The organism is Enterobacter cloacae complex sp. IR5401 (assembly GCF_049238425.1).
Lineage (GTDB): Bacteria > Pseudomonadota > Gammaproteobacteria > Enterobacterales > Enterobacteriaceae > Enterobacter > Enterobacter hormaechei_C.
Window position 1 is genome coordinate 406,689 of sequence record NZ_JBMKHN010000002.1, and the last position, 20,342, is coordinate 427,030.

Genomic DNA, 20,342 nt, shown 5'->3' on the forward strand with positions numbered 1-20,342 from the left:
TAATAAGTTAAGTACGTAGTGTAGCCGCAAAATCCAGCATACGGTTAAGTGGAATTAACGCGCCTTCACGCAGAGCGGCATCCACGTGGATCTCATGCGCTGCGCCACCGTTCTCAAGCGCCTCCGAAATCGCTTTGAGCCCATTCATCGCCATCCACGGGCAATGCGCGCAGCTTCGGCAGCTCGCCCCTTCTCCGGCGGTTGGCGCTTCAAGCAGCTCTTTTTCCGGCACGGCCTGTTGCATTTTGTAGAAGATACCGCGATCGGTCGCCACGATGAGCTGCTTGTGTGGCAGCGTTTTTGCCGCGTTAATTAACTGGCTGGTTGAGCCGACGGCGTCCGCCATGTCGACGATCGACTGCGGAGATTCCGGGTGCACCAGTATCGCGGCCTGCGGGTATAAGCCTTTCATCCGGGTCAGCGCCTGGGTCTTGAACTCATCGTGGACGATACAGGCCCCCTGCCAGCACAGCACATCCGCACCGGTCTGTTTTTGTACGTAGTTTCCCAGGTGACGATCGGGCGCCCAGATGATTTTCTCCCCCAGGCTGTCCAGATGTTCAATCAGCTCAACGGCGATACTGGACGTCACTACCCAGTCCGCCCGGGCTTTCACCGCCGCAGACGTGTTGGCATAGACCACCACGGTACGGTCAGGGTGGGCATCACAGAAGGCGGTGAACTCATCAATCGGGCAACCGAGGTCAAGGGAGCAGTCGGCATTCAGCGTCGGCATCAGTATGGTTTTTTCCGGGCTGAGAATTTTTGCCGTTTCGCCCATGAAGCGCACACCTGCAACCAGCAGGGTGGAGGCAGGATGTTTAGCACCGAAACGCGCCATTTCCAGGGAATCTGAGATACAGCCGCCCGTCTCTTCCGCCAGCTGCTGAATTTCCGGGTCGGTGTAGTAATGCGCCACCATCACCGCATCACGCTCTTTAAGCAGGCGCTTGATTTTCTCTCGATAGAACTGTTTTTCATCCCGGCTTAGCGGAGCAGGCTTTGGCGGGAAGGGATAGATTGCGGTTTCGGGATCAAACATCACACTCATTATGGCTTCTCGTTTTACTGGCTTAACAATATTGCCTTTGTTTTGCATGAGATAACAAAAATGAGGCAATGGTGTTTTGTATACTAAACAAGATAGCGAATTTGAGGGGGAATGTCATCGGGAAATGATGCCGGTAGCATCTGTCGGGTGGCGGCTTCGCCTTACCCGACCTGCAAGGCACTGGCGAACGACAGATAGCAAAAAGGCGCCTTTAGGGCGCCTTTTTACATTGGTGGGTCGTGCAGGATTCGAACCTGCGACCAATTGATTAAAAGTCAACTGCTCTACCAACTGAGCTAACGACCCCTTACGGGATGTACTTCAAATCTATTCAGGCTGGTGGGTCGTGCAGGATTCGAACCTGCGACCAATTGATTAAAAGTCAACTGCTCTACCAACTGAGCTAACGACCCATTCGGGTGTTGCCTGAATTATCACTCGGTACCAATAAAATTGGTGGGTCGTGCAGGATTCGAACCTGCGACCAATTGATTAAAAGTCAACTGCTCTACCAACTGAGCTAACGACCCGAGTGGTGGGTGATGACGGGCTCGAACCGCCGACCCCCTCCGTGTAAAGGAGATGCTCTACCAACTGAGCTAATCACCCACTCTGTGCTGCCGGAACTGCTTTAAGTGGTGGGTCGTGCAGGATTCGAACCTGCGACCAATTGATTAAAAGTCAACTGCTCTACCAACTGAGCTAACGACCCACTTTTGCGCTGCTTTCACGTTGTTTGATATCCCGTGGCAACGGCGGCATATATTACTGATTTAAGAATTCTGCGCAACAAAAATTTCGATGAAGATCACTTAACTGCTTAGGAATCATGCTGCACGACCAGAAATAACGCGATTTCTGGTCATGCGATAATCAACCCATCGAACTCAAACGTTTTTGTGCCTGTTTGGCGCCGTCTGTACCCGGGAATTTCGCAACCACCTGCTGATAAACCGCTTTGGCTTTTGCAGTGTCGCCTTTGTCCTGCATGATCACGCCGACTTTATACATCGCATCAGGCGCTTTCGGCGATTTCGGGTAATTTTTCACCACAGAGGCAAAATAAAACGCCGCATCATCCTTTTTACCCTTGTTGTAATTCAACTGACCCAGCCAGTAGTTCGCATTTGGCTGGTAAGTGGAATCAGGGTACTTCTTAACGAAGTTCTGAAACGCAACGATAGCATCGTCCTGGCGCGATTTGTCCTGCACCAGGGCAATGGCCGCGTTGTAGTCCGTATTCGCGTCACCGCTTTGTACAGGCGCACCAGACGACGCGGAGGCATCTGCCGCAGGTGCAGGCGTCGCCGCACCGCTTTGATCGCCTGCTGCTGGCTGTGCTGCTGCTCCGCCGCTGTTCAGGCTATCCATCTGCAACAAAATTTGCTTCTGGCGCTCCACAACCTGATTAAGCTGATACTGACTCTCCTGGATCTGACCACGAAGGGAATCAATATCATTCTGGTTATCGGAAAGCTGCTGCTGGAGTTGAGTTAAAAGCTGGCTGTGAGCGTTAGAAATACGCTCGAGTTGAGTGACTCGATCTTCTACCGAGCCTGAGCCGACACTACTGATTGGTGCCTGAGCAAAAGCGGCCCAGGGGGCCGCTATTCCAACCAGTAACGACAGACTCATCAGATGATGTCTGAAGTTACTGCTCATGCAATTCTCTTAGTAAACGAGTACGGCACGACGGTTTTTGGAGTAAGCCGCTTCGTCGTGACCCAGTACTGCTGGTTTTTCTTTACCGTAAGAAACGATGGAGATCTGGTCAGCAGAAACGCCTTTACCCTGGAGGTACATTTTAACAGCGTTTGCACGACGTTCACCCAGGGAGATGTTGTACTCCGGAGTACCACGTTCGTCCGCATGACCTTCTACGGTGACTTTGTAAGACGGGTTGCTACGCAGGAAGTTTGCGTGCGCATCCAGCATTGCAGCGAAGTCAGAACGAATGTCGTATTTATCCAAATCGAAGTAAACGATGTTGTTCTGCTGTAACTGCTGCATCTGAAGACGCGCTTGCTCTTCAGAAGACATATTGCCATTGCCGTTAGCGTCCATACCGGTGCCGGCACCCATCATGCCTTCGCCGCTCTGGTCATTGCTGGCGTTCTTGTTAGAAGAACACGCTGCGATTGCCATAACAGGCAGAGCGATCATCAGCCCCTTCAGCACTTTGTTCAGTTGCATTTCTAAGATTCCTTTAGTAATCAATTAATTATTATTACAGATACGGCGACCAGGCAGGTGATTTTACCTGTCCATCAGTTGCCGGAAGACGCGCTTTGAAACGCCCATCTGTAGAAACCAGATTCAGCACGGATCCCATCCCCTGAGAAGAGCTGTAGATTACCATGGTGCCGTTAGGTGCCAGACTTGGCGTTTCATCCAGGAACGTTGACGACAGTACTTGTACGCCCCCCGTTACCAGATCTTGTTTGGCAATGTGCTGCTGACCACCCGCAGTACTGACCATTACCATTGTTTTACCATCGGCACTGACGTCAGCATCCTGGTTCTGAGAACCTTCCCAGGTAATACGCTGCGCTGCTCCGCCGTTGATATTCACTTTATAAACCTGTGGACGACCTGCCTGGTCAGACGTAAATGCCAGATTCTGGCTGTCCGGGAACCAGGTTGGCTCAGTGTTGTTGCTACGACCATCCGTGACCTGACGGATCTGACCAGAACCAATATCCATCACGTACAGGTTCAGGCTACCGGTTTTAGACAGGGCAAACGCCAGTTTGGTACCATCCGGAGAGAACGCAGGCGCACCGTTGTGACGTGGGAATGACGCAACCTGACGCACAGCACCGTTAGAGAGCGTCTGGATGACCAGCGCGGAACGGCCGCTTTCGAAGGTCACGTACGCCAGCTTAGAGCCGTCCGGAGACCATGCCGGAGACATCAGCGGCTGTGGTGAACGGTGTACGGTGAACTGGTTGTAACCATCGTAGTCAGAGACGCGCAGCTCATAAGGGAACTGGCCGCCGTTGGTCTGTACTACGTACGCGATACGGGTACGGAACGCACCTTTAATACCGGTCAGCTTCTCAAACACTTCGTCACTCGCCGTGTGGCCTGCATAACGCAGCCACTGCTTGTTCACCTTATACGTGTTTTGAGCCAGAACGGTACCCGGCGCACCGCCAGTATCCACCAGCTGATAAGCGACGTTATAGCCGCCGTCTGGCGCAGGAGTAACCTGTCCGACAACCACGGCATCAATACCCAGTGCAGACCATGCAGCAGGTTGAACTTCCTGAGCTGTACCCGGCTGCTGCGGCAGACGAGAACGATCTAAGGGGTTAAATTTACCGCTGTTACGCAGGTCAGCTGCAACAATGCCGCCAATATCTTCAGGCGCAGCGCCCGGGCCTGCCCACTGGAACGGAACGACACCGATTGGACGCGCTGAGTCGTTCCAGTCGGTAATGTCGATGCTTACTGTGGCATGCACTGCTGACGTCAACAGTACTAAAAAACCAAAAGCTAATCGTAATGCCTGCTTCATCATATCTCCCTTATCCGAACAATAAGTCCTGGATAATTTAGCAGAAGGTTAACAAACTCAAATACACAAAACTATCAGAACCCGATAACAGCAGCTCTGCTTATGGCTTAAAGTTCAGCGAAGCGTCTTTGAACACTTCATAGACAGCCTGTGATGGAGGTTTTGGCAGTTTTGCCTGATTCACTGCCACAAGTGCAGCCTGGCATAATGCTTCATCTCCCCCTTCTGACTCAACGCTCAGCACCATACCATCCGTAGCCAGTTTAATATGCAGTCGGCACGTTTTCCCGGTATAGAGCGATTTATCGTTAAGTCTGCTGGCAATAGCCGCGGCAATCTGATTCTTATAGTCGTTGATCTCAGCGCCAGAAGCACCGTTGTTCTTAGTGTTACCACTTCCTGCCGGTGCTGCGTTACTTCCTTTCGCCCCACCGCCCGTTTTCGGTGCATTCTTACCGGAGCTCAGGTCCCCCAGCAGATCGTCAACCCCTGCGGCAGCGGCTTTTTCCGCAGCAGCGGCCTTCTTAGCTGCGGCTTTTTCAGCAGCAGCTTTCTTATCAGCAGCGGCTTTCTCAGCTGCCGCTTTTTTATCAGCAGCGGCTTTTTCCGCAGCGGCGGCTTTTTCTGCCGCAGCTTTCTCGGCCGCGGCCGCTTTTTTCGCAGCATCGGCAGCCGCTTTCTTCTCTGCTTCCTGCGCAGCTTTTTTGGCGGCTTCCGCTTCGGCTTTCTTCTGTGCGTCAGCGGCAGCTTTTTTCGCCGCTTCGGCTTCTGCTTTCTTCTTCGCATCAGCAGCGGCTTTCTTCGCCGCTTCGGCTTCCGCTTTCTTCTGCGCATCAGCAGCAGCTTTCTTCGCGGCTTCTGCGGCTAACTTAGCTTGAGCATCTGCCTGCGCCTTCGCGTCTGCCGCGGCTTTGGCTGCCGCCTCTTCCGCCTGCTTCTGCTGTTCCTGAGCTTTCTTCGCTGCGGCTTCAGCCTGTTTCTGCTGCTCCGCCTGCTCTTTAGCGGCTTCCTGCGCCTGCAAACGCTCTTTCTCAAGCTGCTTCAGACGTTCCTGCTCGGCGGCCTGCTTTTCACGCAGCTCTTCCGCCTGCTGTTGCGCCTGTTTTTCACGCTGTTCTTCCGCGCGTTTTGCGCTCGCCTGCTGCTGTTGCTGGCGATTATAGTTCTGCACTACCGCACCGGGATCCACCATGACGGCGTCGATGGACGAGCCCCCATCGCCGCCTGATGCATCAAGGTGCTCATCGAACGAACTCCAGATCAGCGCTGCAAAAAGAAATACGTGCAGCACTGCGGAGACGATTATCGCTCGCTTAAGCTTGTCGTTCTGTTCGGTTGCCTTTGACACTATCGGTTCCCAAAAACTACGCAGATGATCAAATAGGCTGAGTCATTAAGCCAACTGACTTAACGCCCGCGCTATGTAGCAAGTTCAGCGCTTTGATAATTTCATCATATGGTACGTCTTTCGCACCACCGATTAAGAAGACCGTCTTCGGATTTGACTCCAGACGTCGTTGCGCTTCAGCAATAACCTGCTCTGGCGGAAGCTGATCCATACGATCTTTCTCTACCACCACGCTGTACTGCCCTACGCCGGAAACCTCAATGATGACCGGAGGATCGTCATTGGTGCTTACCGCCTGTGATTCTGTCGCATCCGGCAGATCAACTTCCACGCTCTGGGTGATGATGGGCGCTGTCGCCATAAAGATCAGCAGCAGCACCAGCAGCACGTCCAGTAACGGAACGATATTGATTTCGGACTTGAGCTCGCGACGACCTCGTCCACGCGATCTGGCCATGGTTTACCCCTTGTTGCTCTCGGTGCTGGTAAACGCCTGACGATGCAGAATCGCGGTGAACTCTTCCATAAAGTTGTCGTAGTTCAGTTCCAGTTTGTTCACGCGCTGGTTCAGACGGTTGTACGCCATTACCGCCGGAATTGCGGCGAACAGACCGATTGCGGTCGCGATCAGTGCTTCTGCGATACCCGGTGCAACCATCTGCAACGTTGCCTGCTTCACCGCCCCCAGGGCGATAAAGGCGTGCATGATCCCCCACACCGTACCAAACAGGCCGATATACGGGCTGATGGAGCCAACGGTTCCGAGGAAAGGAATATGCGTTTCAAGATTTTCCAGTTCGCGGTTCATGGAGATGCGCATCGCACGCGACGCCCCTTCTACCACGGCTTCCGGCGCATGGCTGTTAGCGCGATGTAAGCGAGCGAACTCTTTGAAACCGCTGTAGAAAATTTGTTCGGAGCCTGAAAGGTTATCACGGCGTCCCTGGCTTTCCTGGTACAGACGAGAAAGCTCAATTCCCGACCAGAACTTATCTTCAAACGCTTCGGCTTCGCGGCCGGCGGCATTAAGGATACGCGTTCTCTGGATGATGATGGCCCAGGATGCGATTGAAAAACCAATCAAAATCAACATGATAAGTTTAACCAGAAGGCTTGCCTTCAGGAACAAATCAAGGATATTCATGTCAGTCACTGCTTAAACTCCGCGACAATAGACTTAGGAAGCGCACGAGGCTTCATTATGGTTGGATCAACACAGACAATCAGGACTTCAGCTGAGTTCAGTACCGTGTTCTCTGCATTGACTATCCGCTGCGTGAAAACCAGTGAAGTTCCGCGCATTGATGTAATTTCTGTTTGAACTTCGAGCATATCGTCGAGTCTGGCAGGCGCAAAATACTCAAGCGTCATCTTGCGTACCACGAAGGCAACTCGCTCAGCCAACAGCACCTGTTGACTAAAGTGATGATGGCGCAGCATCTCTGTGCGTGCCCGTTCATAAAAAGCAACGTAGCTGGCGTGGTAGACCACACCACCGGCATCGGTATCTTCGTAATAGACACGTACCGGCCATCGAAACAGCGTTGTATTCACTTTACATCCCGGTAATACAAGAAAAGTTGGAGCTTTCAAACTTCGCTACTATACGCGCGGGAATGATGGTTTGGAATGGGGGAAAGTAAACGGAGAGTAAATTTTTATGGGCCATGGTAAGCCCATAACGTTAACGGACATTTCTTATTCAGTAGAAGAAGAAAATCAAACCGGCGAGGAGAACCAGATCGGCAATCAGTGGGCAGAAGATGCCCTGCCAGTGTAGCGCTTTCGGACGAAAGCCGACACCGTGAATCACGCCTGCGCACACAGCCCACATAATCAGGAAACCGTGCCAGATTTCAAGCTCGCTGGTTTTCGCCGCGAAGCGCGACGGGTCCCAGAAGATACAGCCTGCCAGCAGTAATGCCATAATGAGGGAAAGCGCCCTCAGGGGGCGCTTATCCATTACCGCATATAAGGTTGCGATAATATTCATTAGTGCTTTTCTTCACCTGCTTTGGTCGCTTCTACATGCTCAAGCGCCAGGGCAGTGATGACACCAAACGCACAGGCAAGAAGCGTCCCTAAAATCCATGCGAAATACCACATATTCAGCTCCTTACTTAGTACATAGAGTGGGTGTTGCTTTCGATATGTTCTTTAGTGATGCGACCGAACATTTTCCAGTAACACCAGGTGGTGTAGAGCAGGATAATCGGTACGAACACGCAAGCAACATAGGTCATTAAGTTCAGCGTCAACTGACTGGACGTTGCATCCCACATGGTCAGGCTGGCATTCATCATGGTGCTGGATGGCATCACGAACGGGAACATCGCAATCCCCGCCGTCAGGATGATGCACGCCAGCGTCAGTGAAGAGAATACGAACGCCAGAGCGCCTTTCTCCAGACGAGACGTCAGCACGGTCAGCAGCGGCAGCAGCACACCCAGAGCCGGGATAGCCCACAGCGCAGGAGTATTGTTGAAGTTCACCAGCCATGCACCGGCCTGACGCGCCACTTCTTTGGTCAGCGGGTTAGACGGTGCAGTATGGTTGATCGCGGAGGTCACCACGTAACCATCAATACCGTACACCACCCACACGCCAGCCAGCGCGAAGCAGACCAGCGTCACCAGCGCCGCCACCTGAGCGGTAGCGCGGGAACGCAGGTGCAGTTCACCTACGGTACGCATCTGGAGATAGGTTGCGCCCTGGGTGATGATCATCGCCACGCTCACCACGCCCGCCAGCAGACCAAACGGATTCAGCAACTGGAAGAAGTTACCGGTGTAGAACAGACGCATATATTCGTCGACGTGGAACGGTACGCCCTGCAACAGGTTACCGAACGCCACACCAATGACCAGCGGTGGAACGAAGCTACCGATGAAGATGCCCCAGTCCCACATGTTACGCCAGCGGGTGTCTTCAATCTTGGAACGGTAGTCGAAACCCACCGGACGGAAGAATAAAGAGGCCAGCACCAGAATCATCGCCACATAGAAGCCGGAGAACGCAGCCGCGTAGACCATCGGCCAGGCAGCGAACAGCGCGCCGCCTGCGGTGATCAGCCACACCTGGTTACCGTCCCAGTGCGGGGCGATGGAGTTGATCATGATTCGACGCTCGGTGTCATTACGACCGAGGAAACGGGTGAGCATGCCCACGCCCATGTCGAAACCATCGGTGACCGCGAAACCAATCAGCAGAACACCGATCAGCAGCCACCAGATAAAACGCAATACTTCATAATCGATCATTTGATGACTCCTGTCTTAGCGTGCCGGCTGAGTAGTCGCAACAGACTGCTCGTAGTGATAGCGACCGGTTTTCAGGCTGCTTGGGCCAAGGCGCGCGAACTTGAACATCAGGAACAGTTCAGCCACCAGGAACAGGGTGTACAGACCGCAAATGAGCAGCATGGAGAAGATCAGGTCGCCTGCGGTCAGGGAGGAGTTCGCTACCGCTGTTGGCAGCACCTCACCGATTGCCCACGGCTGACGGCCATATTCCGCAACAAACCAGCCGGACTCGATAGCAATCCATGGCAGTGGGATACCGTAAAGCGCGGTGCGCAGCAGCCATTTTTTCTCACCGATACGGTTACGAATGACTGACCAGAACGAGGCCGCGATGATCAGCAGCATGATAATGCCGCAACCCACCATGATGCGGAACGCGAAGTACAGCGGCGCAACGCGTGGAATAGAGTCTTTGGTTGCCATCTGAATCTGCGCTTCCGTCGCGTCAGAGACGTTCGGGGTATAGCGTTTCAGCAGCAGACCGTAACCGAGGTCTTTCTTCACGTCGTTAAATTGATCGCGAACGGCCTGGTCGGTAGAGCCGGCGCGCAGCTGTTCCAGCAGCGAGTAAGCTTTCATCCCGTTACGGATACGCTCTTCATGCTGCACCATCAGATCTTTCAGGCCAGTCACCTGTTTGTCGACGGAGCGCGTGGCGATAATACCCAGAGCGTAAGGAATTTGAATGGCGAAGCGGTTTTCCTGCGCTTCCTGGTCAGGCACGCCGAACAGGGTAAACGCTGCCGGTGCCGGCTGGGTTTCCCATTCAGCTTCAATTGCGGCGAGTTTGGTTTTCTGCACGTCGCCCATTTCGTAACCGGATTCATCACCCAGAACAATAACGGACAGAATCGCGGCCATACCGAAGCTTGCTGCAATAGCAAAAGAACGCTTGGCGAACGCGAAGTCACGGCCGCGCAGCATATAGTAGGAGCTGATGCCCAGCACGAACATCGCGCCGCACACATAGCCAGACGCCACGGTGTGAACGAATTTAACCTGGGCAACCGGGTTCAGGACCAGCTCAGCGAAGCTGACCATCTCCATACGCATGGTTTCGAAGTTGAAATCAGATGCGATTGGGTTTTGCATCCAGCCGTTCGCCACCAGGATCCACAGTGCGGACAAGTTGGAGCCTAATGCCACCAGCCAGGTTACCGCCATATGCTGGACTTTACCCAGACGGTCCCAACCGAAGAAGAACAGACCTACAAAGGTGGATTCGAGGAAGAAGGCCATCAGACCTTCAATGGCCAGCGGCGCACCGAAAATATCCCCCACATAGTGGGAATAGTAAGACCAGTTTGTCCCGAACTGGAACTCCATGGTCAGACCGGTTGCCACGCCCAGCGCAAAGTTGATACCAAACAACTTGCCCCAGAACTTGGTCATATCTTTATAAATCTGTTTGCCGGAGAGGACGTAAACCGTTTCCATGATGGCCAGCAGGAACGCCATACCGAGCGTCAGCGGCACAAACAGGAAGTGGTACATCGCGGTCAAGGCAAACTGTAAGCGCGACAGTTCGACTACGTCTAACATTATGACTCCTTGCTCATCGCATGAAGACTCCGAGAGTGAACCCCGTTAGATAAGGATCCACACGCATGCCCCAATACAAAGTTATCTGCTTCCCTTCTTCGTTGCTTATTCTCTACAAGAGGAAAAAGCAATGATGAAAGGTTACAAATACGTTAAGAAAAAACCAAATTGATCCCGTAAATATAATACGCTGCAAAACCCTTACAATAAACAGGTTTTTATTCGAACAGATTTACGTTTTTCGACGGCGATCAATTTATAGCAAAATTACCACTTTTCGGCCATTTTGATCGGGAACAATTTAACGCCTTTTGGAGCCTTTTTCCAAGGATTAAACATTGATTTAAATCAAAAACGGCCAGAGCTGTTAATGATGTTTCTTTGTGGTGCGGATAGTAAAAACCTTGTTAATGATATGTACATTTAAAGGCGTTGATGGTTATAAAAGCCAGAGGATAATATAAACAGTTGTGATTTTTATTAACGCGCGTGAAAAAACGCATTTTGCCGGAAGATAAACATATAATGTTATCTGCTTCACAGTATTTTTCTTTCGCTTTGCTACCTGCCGAAACGATTACATTTTATTCACTTTTAATAATCTTAAAATTAACACCCTTTCGTGACTATTTGATGAAATAAAGGCCGCAGGAATGCGGCCTTTATTTTATTTTGAGGATTACCTTTCAATTTTTATGCTGAAGGTACGTGACTGGCCTGGCCGGAAAGACCCCGTAATGGCTGAGCCCTCTTCCCCGTGCGCCTTGTACACCTCATTCATGTCCGTTTCGCAGCAGGCCTGGACCTCACGGTTCACAGACAAAGCCACGTCACAGGAGCGGGTCTCCGAAGGGTTGTACAGACGAAGAATCATCTCGTCACGATCCTCCGCTTTTTTCAGCGCACTGAGTACGCATCCGTTAGGCGCCAGCGTTAGCAGGCTATAGCTACAGGGGGTGGTGAAAGAGGCGCGGTTAAGCTTCATCGCATCCCACGGAATTTTGTTATAACAGTGCACTGGCGTTAACCACGACTTCGCCTGCTGCGCAACGCCAGCACTGACGGGCAAACCATTAAAACTGAACAGGCTAAAGCGACAGGTTAACTGGCCCCGCATCTGCGAATCAGGTACCGGCATTTTGATTCCGGACGGTCTGCCAGGGCGCAGAAGTAAGTCTTCCTTCCCAAGCACCCCCACGCCGCGAAGCAACGTCAGGGCAAACGTTTTTTGACGCTCGCCAGTCACTTCAAATTCGCGTAACCCTTCGGTAAACAGCGCCATCCCGTTACGCCGTTCCTGGAGCACCGCGTAGTTAAGCAGATTCCACACCGGCAGCGGCGCTTCCTTCCAGCCCTCCTCCTGCCAGTTCGCCATCGCTTCATCCTGTACAGGTCGCGTCAGCGAACCGAACTGGGTATCAGCTAACACCGTGTCTGCGGTGAAGGGCGTCGGGATCAACACCCGAACACGGTGGTCATCCGCGTGATTTCCGAGACGCGCCTCAATGTCGATACGTCGGCTGTTATGGCTGAGCGTGACCGTGAGTTCTGCCTCAAGCGTTCCCGTCTGCTGACGCGCAGAACGTTCAGCGAGATCCGCCGGCACCGCCATGCGATGGCGGATCACCGCCCTGCTCTGCCAGACCTCGTGGATCACCTCAACCTCATGCTCGCCCTGCGCGGAAGTGAGTCTCCACTCTTCCCGTGAAGGCGAGTAGTCGTACTCATCGCCATCATCCGAGCTCTCTTCTATTTCCAGCGCGCGGTCATAGATAAGCCCGGACGCTTTATCGAGCAGACGCAGGGTGCCGTCGTCGTTTAACGTTATTTCCCAGAAAGCATTTTCCAGTAATGCCTCCGACGTTGTTTCAGGCGCCAGCAGCTTGCCAGCCACGTGCGGCTCGATATAGAGCGTGCGGTAACCCATTGATGGCAGGATCTGGTTGAGCTGGATATCAAACTCCATAAAGGGATCGTAGTTGCCGTAATGCACAATCTGCCGGTCTATTAAGCCGGGGTCGATTTCACGCGCGCTGCGCAGGCAGTAAGGGATTTCATTCCCCCTATCGTCCAGCAGGCGGAACTGGCTGGCGCGCAGACGTATCGTAGTGTTAATCACTTCCTCACGCGGCCAGGGCGTGAGGTTAAACATCACCAGTTTGTCTTCCTCGCACTGCGGCATGTTGTCGACAATCTTGCGCATATAGAAGCATGTCAGGTTATCGGCCATGTCTTCCGCCAGCTCGAAGCGTGACATCACCTCACGATGCACTTTGTCACTACAGCAGCAGCCGATACTGTCATGGGCGTGATTCTTGAGGATCTCTTTCCACATTTTTTCCAGCAAGCCGTGGTGATACTCAAAGCCCAGCGTCCAGGCAAGCGTGGCCAGCGGCTCAAGGACATTGACGATTTTATTCTCTATCCGGGCGTGGGCGATTTTGATTTCCATTCGCGTGGAGCCTATTGTCCGGTGCACCCGCATATATTTACCGTCAATAAACTCTCCTTTCAGCGTTGCCAGTTCATCGCGGTGCTCGTCAATGCGGTCAAACACCTCCTCGAAGCGGCTCATCACAAACTGACGCTGCGGATAGATTTCGCGCAGCTTATCCATCACCGCAAAGATGTTCTGCTGGAGCGGCATCTGATCATGGCCGTTAGGCAGCAAAATTTCTTTCGTCACGGAGGCTTTTTCCAGCACCTCGAAGTACGTGTCGAGCCGTTTGCGCAGCCCGGCCTCATCCTCCGGTAAGTACTTACCAATCGCGTAGCCCAGCGGTAGCACCTGTGCCGTCACTTCACTGCCGTCCTGACTTTGCCAGAGAAATTCGGTTTTATCGGTACCATGCCGCTCGGAACACCCGCGCCAGAACATGGTGCGCGTGATGCCAAAACCGTTGTAAATGTGTGGCAGCTGGGAAGACATGCCGAAGGAGTCCGGCAGATAGCCAATTTTCATCGGCTCGCCAAAGGCCAGACAGTCGCGAATGCCGTACATCAGATTTCGGACAATCGACTCGCCGGAGACAAGGGTGGTGTCCGTCTGGGTATACCACGGCCCGATAATCAGCTTCCCGGCCGCCACCAGCGCCTTCACGCGTGGCCTGTTTTCCGGTTTCACGGCAAAATAATCTTCCAGCACCGCCGTCTGGCCGTCGAGAACGTAGTATTTATATTCTGCGTCCTGCTCAAGACGGGTAAGGATCTCTTCCATATTATTGACCAAAAGAATACGTGACGCTTCGGTGGTGAAGTACCACTCCCGGTCCCAGTGCATATGTGGCGTGATATGAACGCGAGATACAGCTTTCATCTTCGTTTCCTGTCAGTGCGTGTTTAGGATGTTATGTCTTCAGTCACGTAGGTGCCGCTCTTCACGGCCTGGCGTCGCCAGAGGAGTAAAATGAGCGTAGAGATTGCGGCGCCAATCAGCGCGGCGCCAAACCAGCCGGCAGCGGCCAGCACGCCGCCCAGCCCGGCATCATGCAGTAAGAAGAGAGAGAAAATGCCCGCGCCCGGGGTGGATAGCCCAATCCCCATCGCCCCGACAATCGCTCCGGTCGCCATTGACCCCAGAACAAATGAGCCGATGACCCGCAACGGATCCTCGATAGCCATCGGAATTGCTCCTTCGGTGATGCCCGCCAGCCCCAGCAGCCAGGTGGACTTGCCGGTTTCAATTTCGAACTGTTTGAACAGGTTCGGAGCCAGCATCGTTGATGCCGTCACGGTAAAGGCCGATACCATTTTGACGGAGGCAAAAATCGCATAAGGCCCGTATACGCCATTGGCCATCGCCCCCAGACAGAACGCGTAAGAGGCTTTGTTGACCGGACCGCCCAGATCGAACGAGCACATAAAGCCCAGGATCGCCCCCAGCAGCAGCGCGTTCGCGCCGGACAGACCGTTAAGCCAGGCGGTGAGGGCGTTATTGATCCAGGCCACCGGTTCGCCGATCACAAACAGCATCAGGCTGCCTGCGCCCAGCACACCAATCACCGGATAAAGATAAAAGGTCAGAAAGCCGTTGTAGCGGCTACTCAGCCGGATGTGGTTTTTCACCCAGCGCATCAGGTAGCCCGCAATCAGCCCGCCGACGATGGCCCCCAGAAAGCCGGAGCCGATCATATTGGCGGCAAGACCCGCCGCAAAGCCTGGCGTTAGCGCAGGTTTATCCGCCAGCGAGTAAGCGGTGTAGGCCGCCAGAACAGGCACCATCAGAATACCGAGCATCCCGCCGCCCAGTTTGCGGTACATCCACAGCCACGAATTTTCCTGATCGAACAGATGCTGCAAGCCCAGGATTTGCGCCAGCAGTACCGACACGGCCAGCACCGTGCCGCCAGCGACAATCAGCGGCACCGCAAAGGAGATACCGCTGAGCAGCGCCTGCTTGAGTTCGGTTTTAACGCACTTTTTCGCGTCCGTGTCGACGTGCGCAGGACGCGCATCGGATACAGGCTGTAGCGCCAGCGCACGCTCAATGAGCGCTTCCGCATGGCGCAAGGGTTCCGCGACGGGCACGGAAATGGCAGGGATCCCCTGAAAACGCTCGCGCTCTTTAATCGCCACTTCCGCCGCGAAGATACACGCTTTTGCCTCCTGCAACTGCTGCGCGGTGATGCGCCCCTCAATACCGTTTGCCCCCTGCTTTTCGACCACCACATTGACGCCGAGCTTTCGTCCCGCTTTTTCGAGATATTCCGCTGCCATGTAGGTATGGGCGATCCCGGCCGGACAGGCGGTAACGCAGACGATCGTCGGGGCATTCTCCGCAACGGCGGTTTCTTGCGCGTCAGGCGCCGTTTCCAGCGCCGCAAGCACCGCTTCAGCGCTGGTCGCCGTCATCACGCGGCCCCTGAGATCGTCATCCGCCAGGCGAGACGTCAGTTCCGTCAGGACCTGAATATGCGTTGACCCCGCTTGTGCGGGAGGAATGGCGAGCAAAAAAATCAGCTCGACCTCCTCCGGTCCGTCCACGCCTTCCCAGGCCAGCGGCTCACACAGTGTGGCCACGGCAAAAGCCGCTTCCTTTACCGCCGCTGATTTACCATGAGGTACGGCCAGTCCCTCGCCCAGCGCCGTCGGGCCAAGCGATTCGCGATGGAAAACCTCTGCCAGAAACGTATCGGCGTCGGCTATTTTGCCCAACGCTACCAGCCGCGTCGCAAGCTGACGGATTGCCTCATCACGGCTGGTAAACTGCGCCTGCACGCAGACAGCACGGGGGTCGGTCAGAGTCGTCAGGTTCATAAAGATCCTCCCCTATCCAAAGTTTTTGTCTGGGGAGGATTGTGGCAGAGCCAATAATACATTTATGTGATCATTTTCACTAACACCGAAATTTGTATCTTATTTGTATTATTTACAAATCAGACACTGAAGGCATAATTCCCTGAAAAGGTATTAAATAGGCGTGACCCAATGGGCAATAAACCGATGTACCGGCAGATCGCCGATGCGTTCCGCGAGAAAATTAATGCCGGTGAGTTAAAACCTGGCGACGCGCTGCCGACAGAATCCAGCCTTCAGGAGGCGTTTAGCGTCAGCCGTGTCACCGTGCGGCAGGCGTTGAAGCTGCTCGCCGACGAGCAGATCATCGAAAGCATTCAGGGCAGCGGCTCGTATGTAAAAGAGGAGCGGGTGAATTACGATATTTATCAGCTTACCGGCTTTTACGAAAAACTGGCGGATCGCAACGTTGATACGCACAGCGACGTCAGCGTCTTCGAAGTGGTGAAAGCCGATGAGCGGCTCGCGGCAAAACTGGCGCTCAATCCGGATGATAAGGTCTGGCACGTCAAGCGCGTACGCTTCATCAGGGAAAAGCCGGTGAATCTGGAAGAGACATGGATGCCGCTGGCGATGTTCCCCGACCTCACCTGGGAAGTGATGGAACAGTCGAAATACCATTACATTGAGCAGATCAAAAAGATGGTTATCGATCGCAGCGAGCAGGAGCTGGTGCCAGTCATGCCATCGGACGAGGCGATTGCCGCCCTGGCGCTCGATCCGGCAAAACCGATTCTGGAAAAAGTCTCCCGTGGCTTTCTGAAAGACGGCCGGATATTTGAATACAGTCGCAACGTGTTTAACTCCGACGACTATAAATTCACTCTGGTGGCTAAACGCAGACAATAAAAAAAGGCCGCTTTACAGCGGCCAACCATGTCGAAACGGACATTTTTTTATACTTCAACGCGCCCCATACGGGGAGCAGAGAGGACTTACTTAATGATGGATTTCAGTGCTTCACCGATATCCGCCAGGCTGCGAACGGTTTTCACGCCTGCGGCTTCCAGTGCTGCGAATTTCTCATCAGCCGTACCTTTACCGCCTGCGATAATCGCGCCCGCGTGACCCATACGTTTGCCTTTCGGCGCGGTCACACCCGCGATGTAACCCACCACCGGCTTGGTCACATGATCTTTGATGTAAGCAGCCGCTTCTTCTTCCGCGCTACCACCGATCTCACCGATCATCACGATCGCTTCGGTCTGTGGATCTTCCTGGAACAGCTTCAGGATGTCGATGAAGTTAGAGCCCGGGATCGGGTCACCGCCGATGCCCACGCAGGTGGACTGGCCGAAACCGTAGTCGGTGGTCTGCTTAACCGCTTCATAGGTCAGGGTACCGGAACGGGACACAATGCCCACTTTGCCTGGGCGATGAATGTGGCCCGGCATGATGCCGATTTTGCATTCGCCCGGGGTGATAACGCCTGGGCAGTTCGGGCCGATCATGCGCACGCCTGCTTCGTCCAGCTTCACCTTCACGGTCAGCATATCCAGCGTCGGGATACCTTCGGTGATGGTGATGATCAGCTTAATGCCTGCGTCGATCGCTTCCAGAATAGAGTCTTTGCAGAACGGCGCCGGAACGTAGATCACGGTCGCGGTTGCGCCCGTCGCTTCTACGGCTTCACGCACGGTGTTGAACACCGGCAGGCCCAGGTGGGTGGTGCCGCCTTTACCTGGCGTTACGCCGCCTACCATCTGCGTACCGTAGGCAATTGCCTGTTCGGAGTGGAAAGTCCCCTGGCTACCGGTGAAGCCCTGGCAGATAACCTTGGTATCTTTATTAATTAAAACGGACATTATTTCCCCTCCACTGCGGCAACAACCTGCTGAGCTGCATCCGTCAGACTTTTCGCTGCAATAATATTCAGGCCGCTGTCAGCCAGTTTTTTCGCGCCGAGTTCAGCGTTGTTCCCTTCCAGACGTACAACAACCGGAACGTTAACGCCCACTTCTTCGACCGCGCCGATGATACCGTCGGCGATCAGGTCGCAACGTACGATACCGCCGAAGATGTTCACCAGAACCGCTTTCACGTTGCTGTCAGAGAGAATGATTTTGAACGCTTCGGTTACGCGCTCTTTGGTTGCGCCACCGCCCACGTCGAGGAAGTTCGCTGGCTCACCGCCGTGCAGCTTAACGATGTCCATGGTGCCCATTGCCAGGCCCGCACCGTTAACCATGCAGCCGATGTTGCCATCCAGCGCCACGTAGTTCAGTTCCCACTGTGCAGCCTGCGCTTCACGCGGATCTTCCTGAGACTGGTCGCGCATTTCGCGCAGATCGGACTGGCGGAACAGCGCGTTGCCGTCAGCGCCCAGCTTGCCGTCGAGGCAGATCAGGTCGCCCTGGGTGGTGATCACCAGCGGGTTGATCTCGATCAGCGCCAGATCGCGCTCCAGGAAGATGGTCGCCAGACCCATGAAGATCTTGGTGAACTGCTGAACCAGCTTGCCTTCCAGACCCAGTTTGAACGCCAGCTCACGACCCTGGTAAGGCATTGGGCCCGCCAGCGGATCGATAGCCACTTTGTGGATCAGGTGCGGGGTCTCTTCCGCCACTTTTTCGATTTCCACACCGCCTTCGGTAGACGCCATGAACACCACGCGACGGGAGCTACGGTCTACGACTGCGCCGAGGTACAGTTCTTTCGCGATGTCGGTCGCCGCTTCAACCAGGATCTGGTTAACCGGCTGGCCGTTCGCATCTGTCTGGTAGGTTACCAGACGCTTGCCGAGCCAATGTTCAGCAAACGCACGGATCTCTTCTTTGCTCTTAACAACCTTCACACCGCCCGCTTTACCACGGCCACCAGCGTGAACCTGACATTTAACTACCCACGGGCCGGCACCGATTTTAGACGCGGCTTCTTCTGCTTCACGCGGGGTAGTACAGGCATAACCCACCGGAGCCGGTAAGCCATACCGGGCAAACAGCTGTTTGGCCTGATATTCATGTAAGTTCATGTGTTCTATCCATCCTTCAGGTAATCGTTAGGTAGTGCTTTTGTAGGCCCGGCAACCAACGCGCCGCCGGGCAAGACTGCAAAAACTAGACGTCCAGCAGCAGACGCGTTGGATCTTCCAGCAGCTCTTTAATGGCAACCAGGAAGCCTACGGACTCGCGGCCGTCGATCAGGCGGTGATCGTAAGAGAGCGCCAGGTACATCATCGGCAGGATCTCCACTTTACCGTCTACCGCCATTGGACGATCTTTAATGGCGTGCATACCCAGGATCGCGCTCTGCGGCGGGTTGATGATCGGGGTAGACATCAGCGAGCCGAACACGCCGCCGTTGGTAATGGTGAAGTTACCGCCGGTCAGGTCCTCAACGGTCAGCTTGCCGTCGCGGCCTTTCACGGCCAGCTCTTTGATTTTCTTCTCAATGTCAGCCATACCCAGGGTATCTACGTCACGCAGAACCGGGGTCACCAGGCCGCGTGGAGTAGAAACCGCCATGCTGACATCGAAGTAGTTGTGGTAAACCACGTCATCGCCATCGATAGACGCGTTCACTTCCGGGTAGCGTTTCAGCGCTTCAACTACCGCTTTCACGTAGAAGGACATGAAGCCCAGACGGATACCGTGACGTTTTTCAAACGCGTCACCGTACTGCTTGCGCAGGTCCATGATTGGTTTCATGTTGACTTCGTTGAAGGTAGTCAGCATCGCGGTGGAATTTTTCGCTTCCAGCAGACGCTCGGCCACGCGCTTACGCAGGCGGGTCATTGGCACGCGTTTTTCGCTACGTGCGCCCAGAGCGGGCTGTGCCGCTGGTGCTGCCGCAGGGGCTTTCGCTTCCGCTTTCGCCTCAGAAGGCGCTTTTGCCAGATGCTTGTCGATGTCTTCACGCGTCAGACGGCCACCCACGCCGGTGCCTTTGATGGCTGCCGGATCGAGGCTGTGCTCAGCCAGCAGGCGACGGATCGCCGGGCTGAGCGCGTCGTTGGTCTGATCGGACAGAGACGCCTGCTGGCGCTGGGCCGGGGTAGACGCTTTTTCTTCAGATTTGGCGCTGGACTCTTTGCCCGCGCTGTTACCTTCACGCAGGCGACCCAGGATCTGGCGAGAAGTGACGGTCGTACCTTCATCTTCCAGGACTGCATCCAGAATGCCATCCGCTGAAGCCGGTACTTCCAGTACCACTTTGTCAGTTTCGATTTCTACCAGCACTTCGTCACGGGTTACCGCGTCGCCTGGTTTTTTGTGCCAGGTGGCGACGGTTGCATCTGCTACGGACTCAGGCAGGTCGGGAACAAGAATATCTACGCTACTCATT

The 20,342-nt window shown here is 54.2% G+C and carries 18 protein-coding genes and 5 tRNA genes; 1 reads left to right on the plus strand and 22 read right to left on the minus strand.

Annotated features, from left to right (window positions below; translation table 11 throughout):
* Positions 1-7: 7 nt before the first annotated feature.
* The 19 genes from nadA to mngA all read right to left on the minus strand — a co-directional run bounded on the left by nadA (position 8) and on the right by mngA (position 16,019).
* A complete protein-coding gene (nadA, locus tag ACOTX1_RS04930; RefSeq protein WP_023315653.1) occupies positions 8-1,051 on the minus strand; it encodes a quinolinate synthase NadA in 1,044 nt (347 codons plus the stop codon).
* Between the two features lie 230 nt (positions 1,052-1,281).
* A tRNA-Lys gene (locus ACOTX1_RS04935) sits at positions 1,282-1,357 on the minus strand.
* Between the two features lie 31 nt (positions 1,358-1,388).
* Positions 1,389-1,464, minus strand: a tRNA-Lys gene (locus tag ACOTX1_RS04940).
* Positions 1,465-1,505: 41 nt separating this feature from the next.
* A tRNA-Lys gene (locus ACOTX1_RS04945) sits at positions 1,506-1,581 on the minus strand.
* Positions 1,582-1,584: 3 nt separating this feature from the next.
* Positions 1,585-1,660 (minus strand) — tRNA-Val (locus tag ACOTX1_RS04950).
* A gap of 27 nt (positions 1,661-1,687) precedes the next feature.
* Positions 1,688-1,763, minus strand: a tRNA-Lys gene (locus tag ACOTX1_RS04955).
* A gap of 161 nt (positions 1,764-1,924) precedes the next feature.
* Positions 1,925-2,713, minus strand: coding sequence for a cell division protein CpoB (gene cpoB / locus ACOTX1_RS04960; protein ID WP_003858574.1), 789 nt, complete (start codon positions 2,711-2,713; stop codon positions 1,925-1,927).
* 9 nt (positions 2,714-2,722) lie between these two features.
* Complete coding sequence (gene pal, locus ACOTX1_RS04965) at positions 2,723-3,244, minus strand: peptidoglycan-associated lipoprotein Pal (protein WP_003858578.1); 522 nt, start codon at positions 3,242-3,244, stop codon at positions 2,723-2,725.
* Between the two features lie 34 nt (positions 3,245-3,278).
* Positions 3,279-4,571 (minus strand): Tol-Pal system beta propeller repeat protein TolB, encoded by a 1,293-nt coding sequence (tolB, locus tag ACOTX1_RS04970; RefSeq protein ID WP_017384962.1) that lies wholly within the window; start codon positions 4,569-4,571, stop codon positions 3,279-3,281.
* A gap of 100 nt (positions 4,572-4,671) precedes the next feature.
* Positions 4,672-5,919, minus strand: a complete 1,248-nt coding sequence (gene tolA / locus ACOTX1_RS04975; protein WP_023315652.1) for a cell envelope integrity protein TolA — start codon at positions 5,917-5,919, stop codon at positions 4,672-4,674.
* Between the two features lie 28 nt (positions 5,920-5,947).
* A complete protein-coding gene (tolR, locus tag ACOTX1_RS04980) occupies positions 5,948-6,376 on the minus strand; it encodes a colicin uptake protein TolR (protein ID WP_003858589.1) in 429 nt (142 codons plus the stop codon).
* 3 nt (positions 6,377-6,379) lie between these two features.
* Entirely contained in the window at positions 6,380-7,072 is a 693-nt protein-coding gene (gene tolQ, locus ACOTX1_RS04985; RefSeq protein ID WP_003858590.1) for a Tol-Pal system protein TolQ, read from the minus strand.
* On the minus strand, positions 7,069-7,473 hold the full coding sequence (ybgC, locus tag ACOTX1_RS04990; RefSeq protein ID WP_003858593.1) for a tol-pal system-associated acyl-CoA thioesterase: 405 nt from the start codon (positions 7,471-7,473) through the stop codon (positions 7,069-7,071). Before ybgC ends, tolQ begins: the two co-directional genes overlap by 4 nt.
* Positions 7,474-7,621: 148 nt before the next feature.
* Positions 7,622-7,912 carry a cyd operon protein YbgE gene (ybgE, locus tag ACOTX1_RS04995; protein ID WP_263521490.1) on the minus strand — a complete coding sequence of 97 codons (291 nt, stop codon included), beginning with the start codon at positions 7,910-7,912 and terminating at the stop codon, positions 7,622-7,624.
* Positions 7,912-8,025, minus strand: a complete 114-nt coding sequence (cydX, locus tag ACOTX1_RS05000) for a cytochrome bd-I oxidase subunit CydX (protein WP_003858598.1) — start codon at positions 8,023-8,025, stop codon at positions 7,912-7,914. The genes ybgE and cydX overlap by 1 nt, the downstream gene beginning before the upstream one ends.
* Before the next feature lie 14 nt (positions 8,026-8,039).
* On the minus strand, positions 8,040-9,179 hold the full coding sequence (gene cydB, locus ACOTX1_RS05005; protein ID WP_003858599.1) for a cytochrome d ubiquinol oxidase subunit II: 1,140 nt from the start codon (positions 9,177-9,179) through the stop codon (positions 8,040-8,042).
* Between the two features lie 15 nt (positions 9,180-9,194).
* Positions 9,195-10,763 (minus strand): cytochrome ubiquinol oxidase subunit I, encoded by a 1,569-nt coding sequence (gene cydA, locus ACOTX1_RS05010; protein ID WP_003858601.1) that lies wholly within the window; start codon positions 10,761-10,763, stop codon positions 9,195-9,197.
* 679 nt (positions 10,764-11,442) lie between these two features.
* On the minus strand, positions 11,443-14,079 hold the full coding sequence (gene mngB, locus ACOTX1_RS05015; protein ID WP_023315651.1) for a mannosylglycerate hydrolase: 2,637 nt from the start codon (positions 14,077-14,079) through the stop codon (positions 11,443-11,445).
* 23 nt (positions 14,080-14,102) lie between these two features.
* Positions 14,103-16,019 carry a PTS 2-O-a-mannosyl-D-glycerate transporter subunit IIABC gene (gene mngA / locus ACOTX1_RS05020; protein WP_023315650.1) on the minus strand — a complete coding sequence of 639 codons (1,917 nt, stop codon included), beginning with the start codon at positions 16,017-16,019 and terminating at the stop codon, positions 14,103-14,105.
* Between the two features lie 171 nt (positions 16,020-16,190).
* Between mngA and ACOTX1_RS05025 the strand changes: the two genes are divergently transcribed.
* Positions 16,191-16,907, plus strand: a complete 717-nt coding sequence (locus ACOTX1_RS05025) for a GntR family transcriptional regulator (RefSeq protein ID WP_023315649.1) — start codon at positions 16,191-16,193, stop codon at positions 16,905-16,907.
* A gap of 86 nt (positions 16,908-16,993) precedes the next feature.
* Here the strand turns inward: ACOTX1_RS05025 and sucD are convergent, their stop codons facing one another.
* The 3 genes from sucD to odhB all read right to left on the minus strand — a co-directional run bounded on the left by sucD (position 16,994) and on the right by odhB (position 20,341).
* Positions 16,994-17,863: a succinate--CoA ligase subunit alpha gene (sucD, locus tag ACOTX1_RS05030; RefSeq protein ID WP_003858609.1), complete on the minus strand. Its 870-nt coding sequence runs from the start codon at positions 17,861-17,863 to the stop codon at positions 16,994-16,996.
* Positions 17,863-19,029, minus strand: coding sequence for an ADP-forming succinate--CoA ligase subunit beta (gene sucC / locus ACOTX1_RS05035; protein WP_003858611.1), 1,167 nt, complete (start codon positions 19,027-19,029; stop codon positions 17,863-17,865). The genes sucD and sucC overlap by 1 nt, the downstream gene beginning before the upstream one ends.
* Before the next feature lie 85 nt (positions 19,030-19,114).
* The gene (gene odhB / locus ACOTX1_RS05040) at positions 19,115-20,341 is read right to left on the minus strand and encodes a 2-oxoglutarate dehydrogenase complex dihydrolipoyllysine-residue succinyltransferase (protein ID WP_003858613.1); all 1,227 of its coding nucleotides are present in this window, start codon (positions 20,339-20,341) and stop codon (positions 19,115-19,117) included.
* Between the last annotated feature and the right edge of the window lies 1 nt (position 20,342).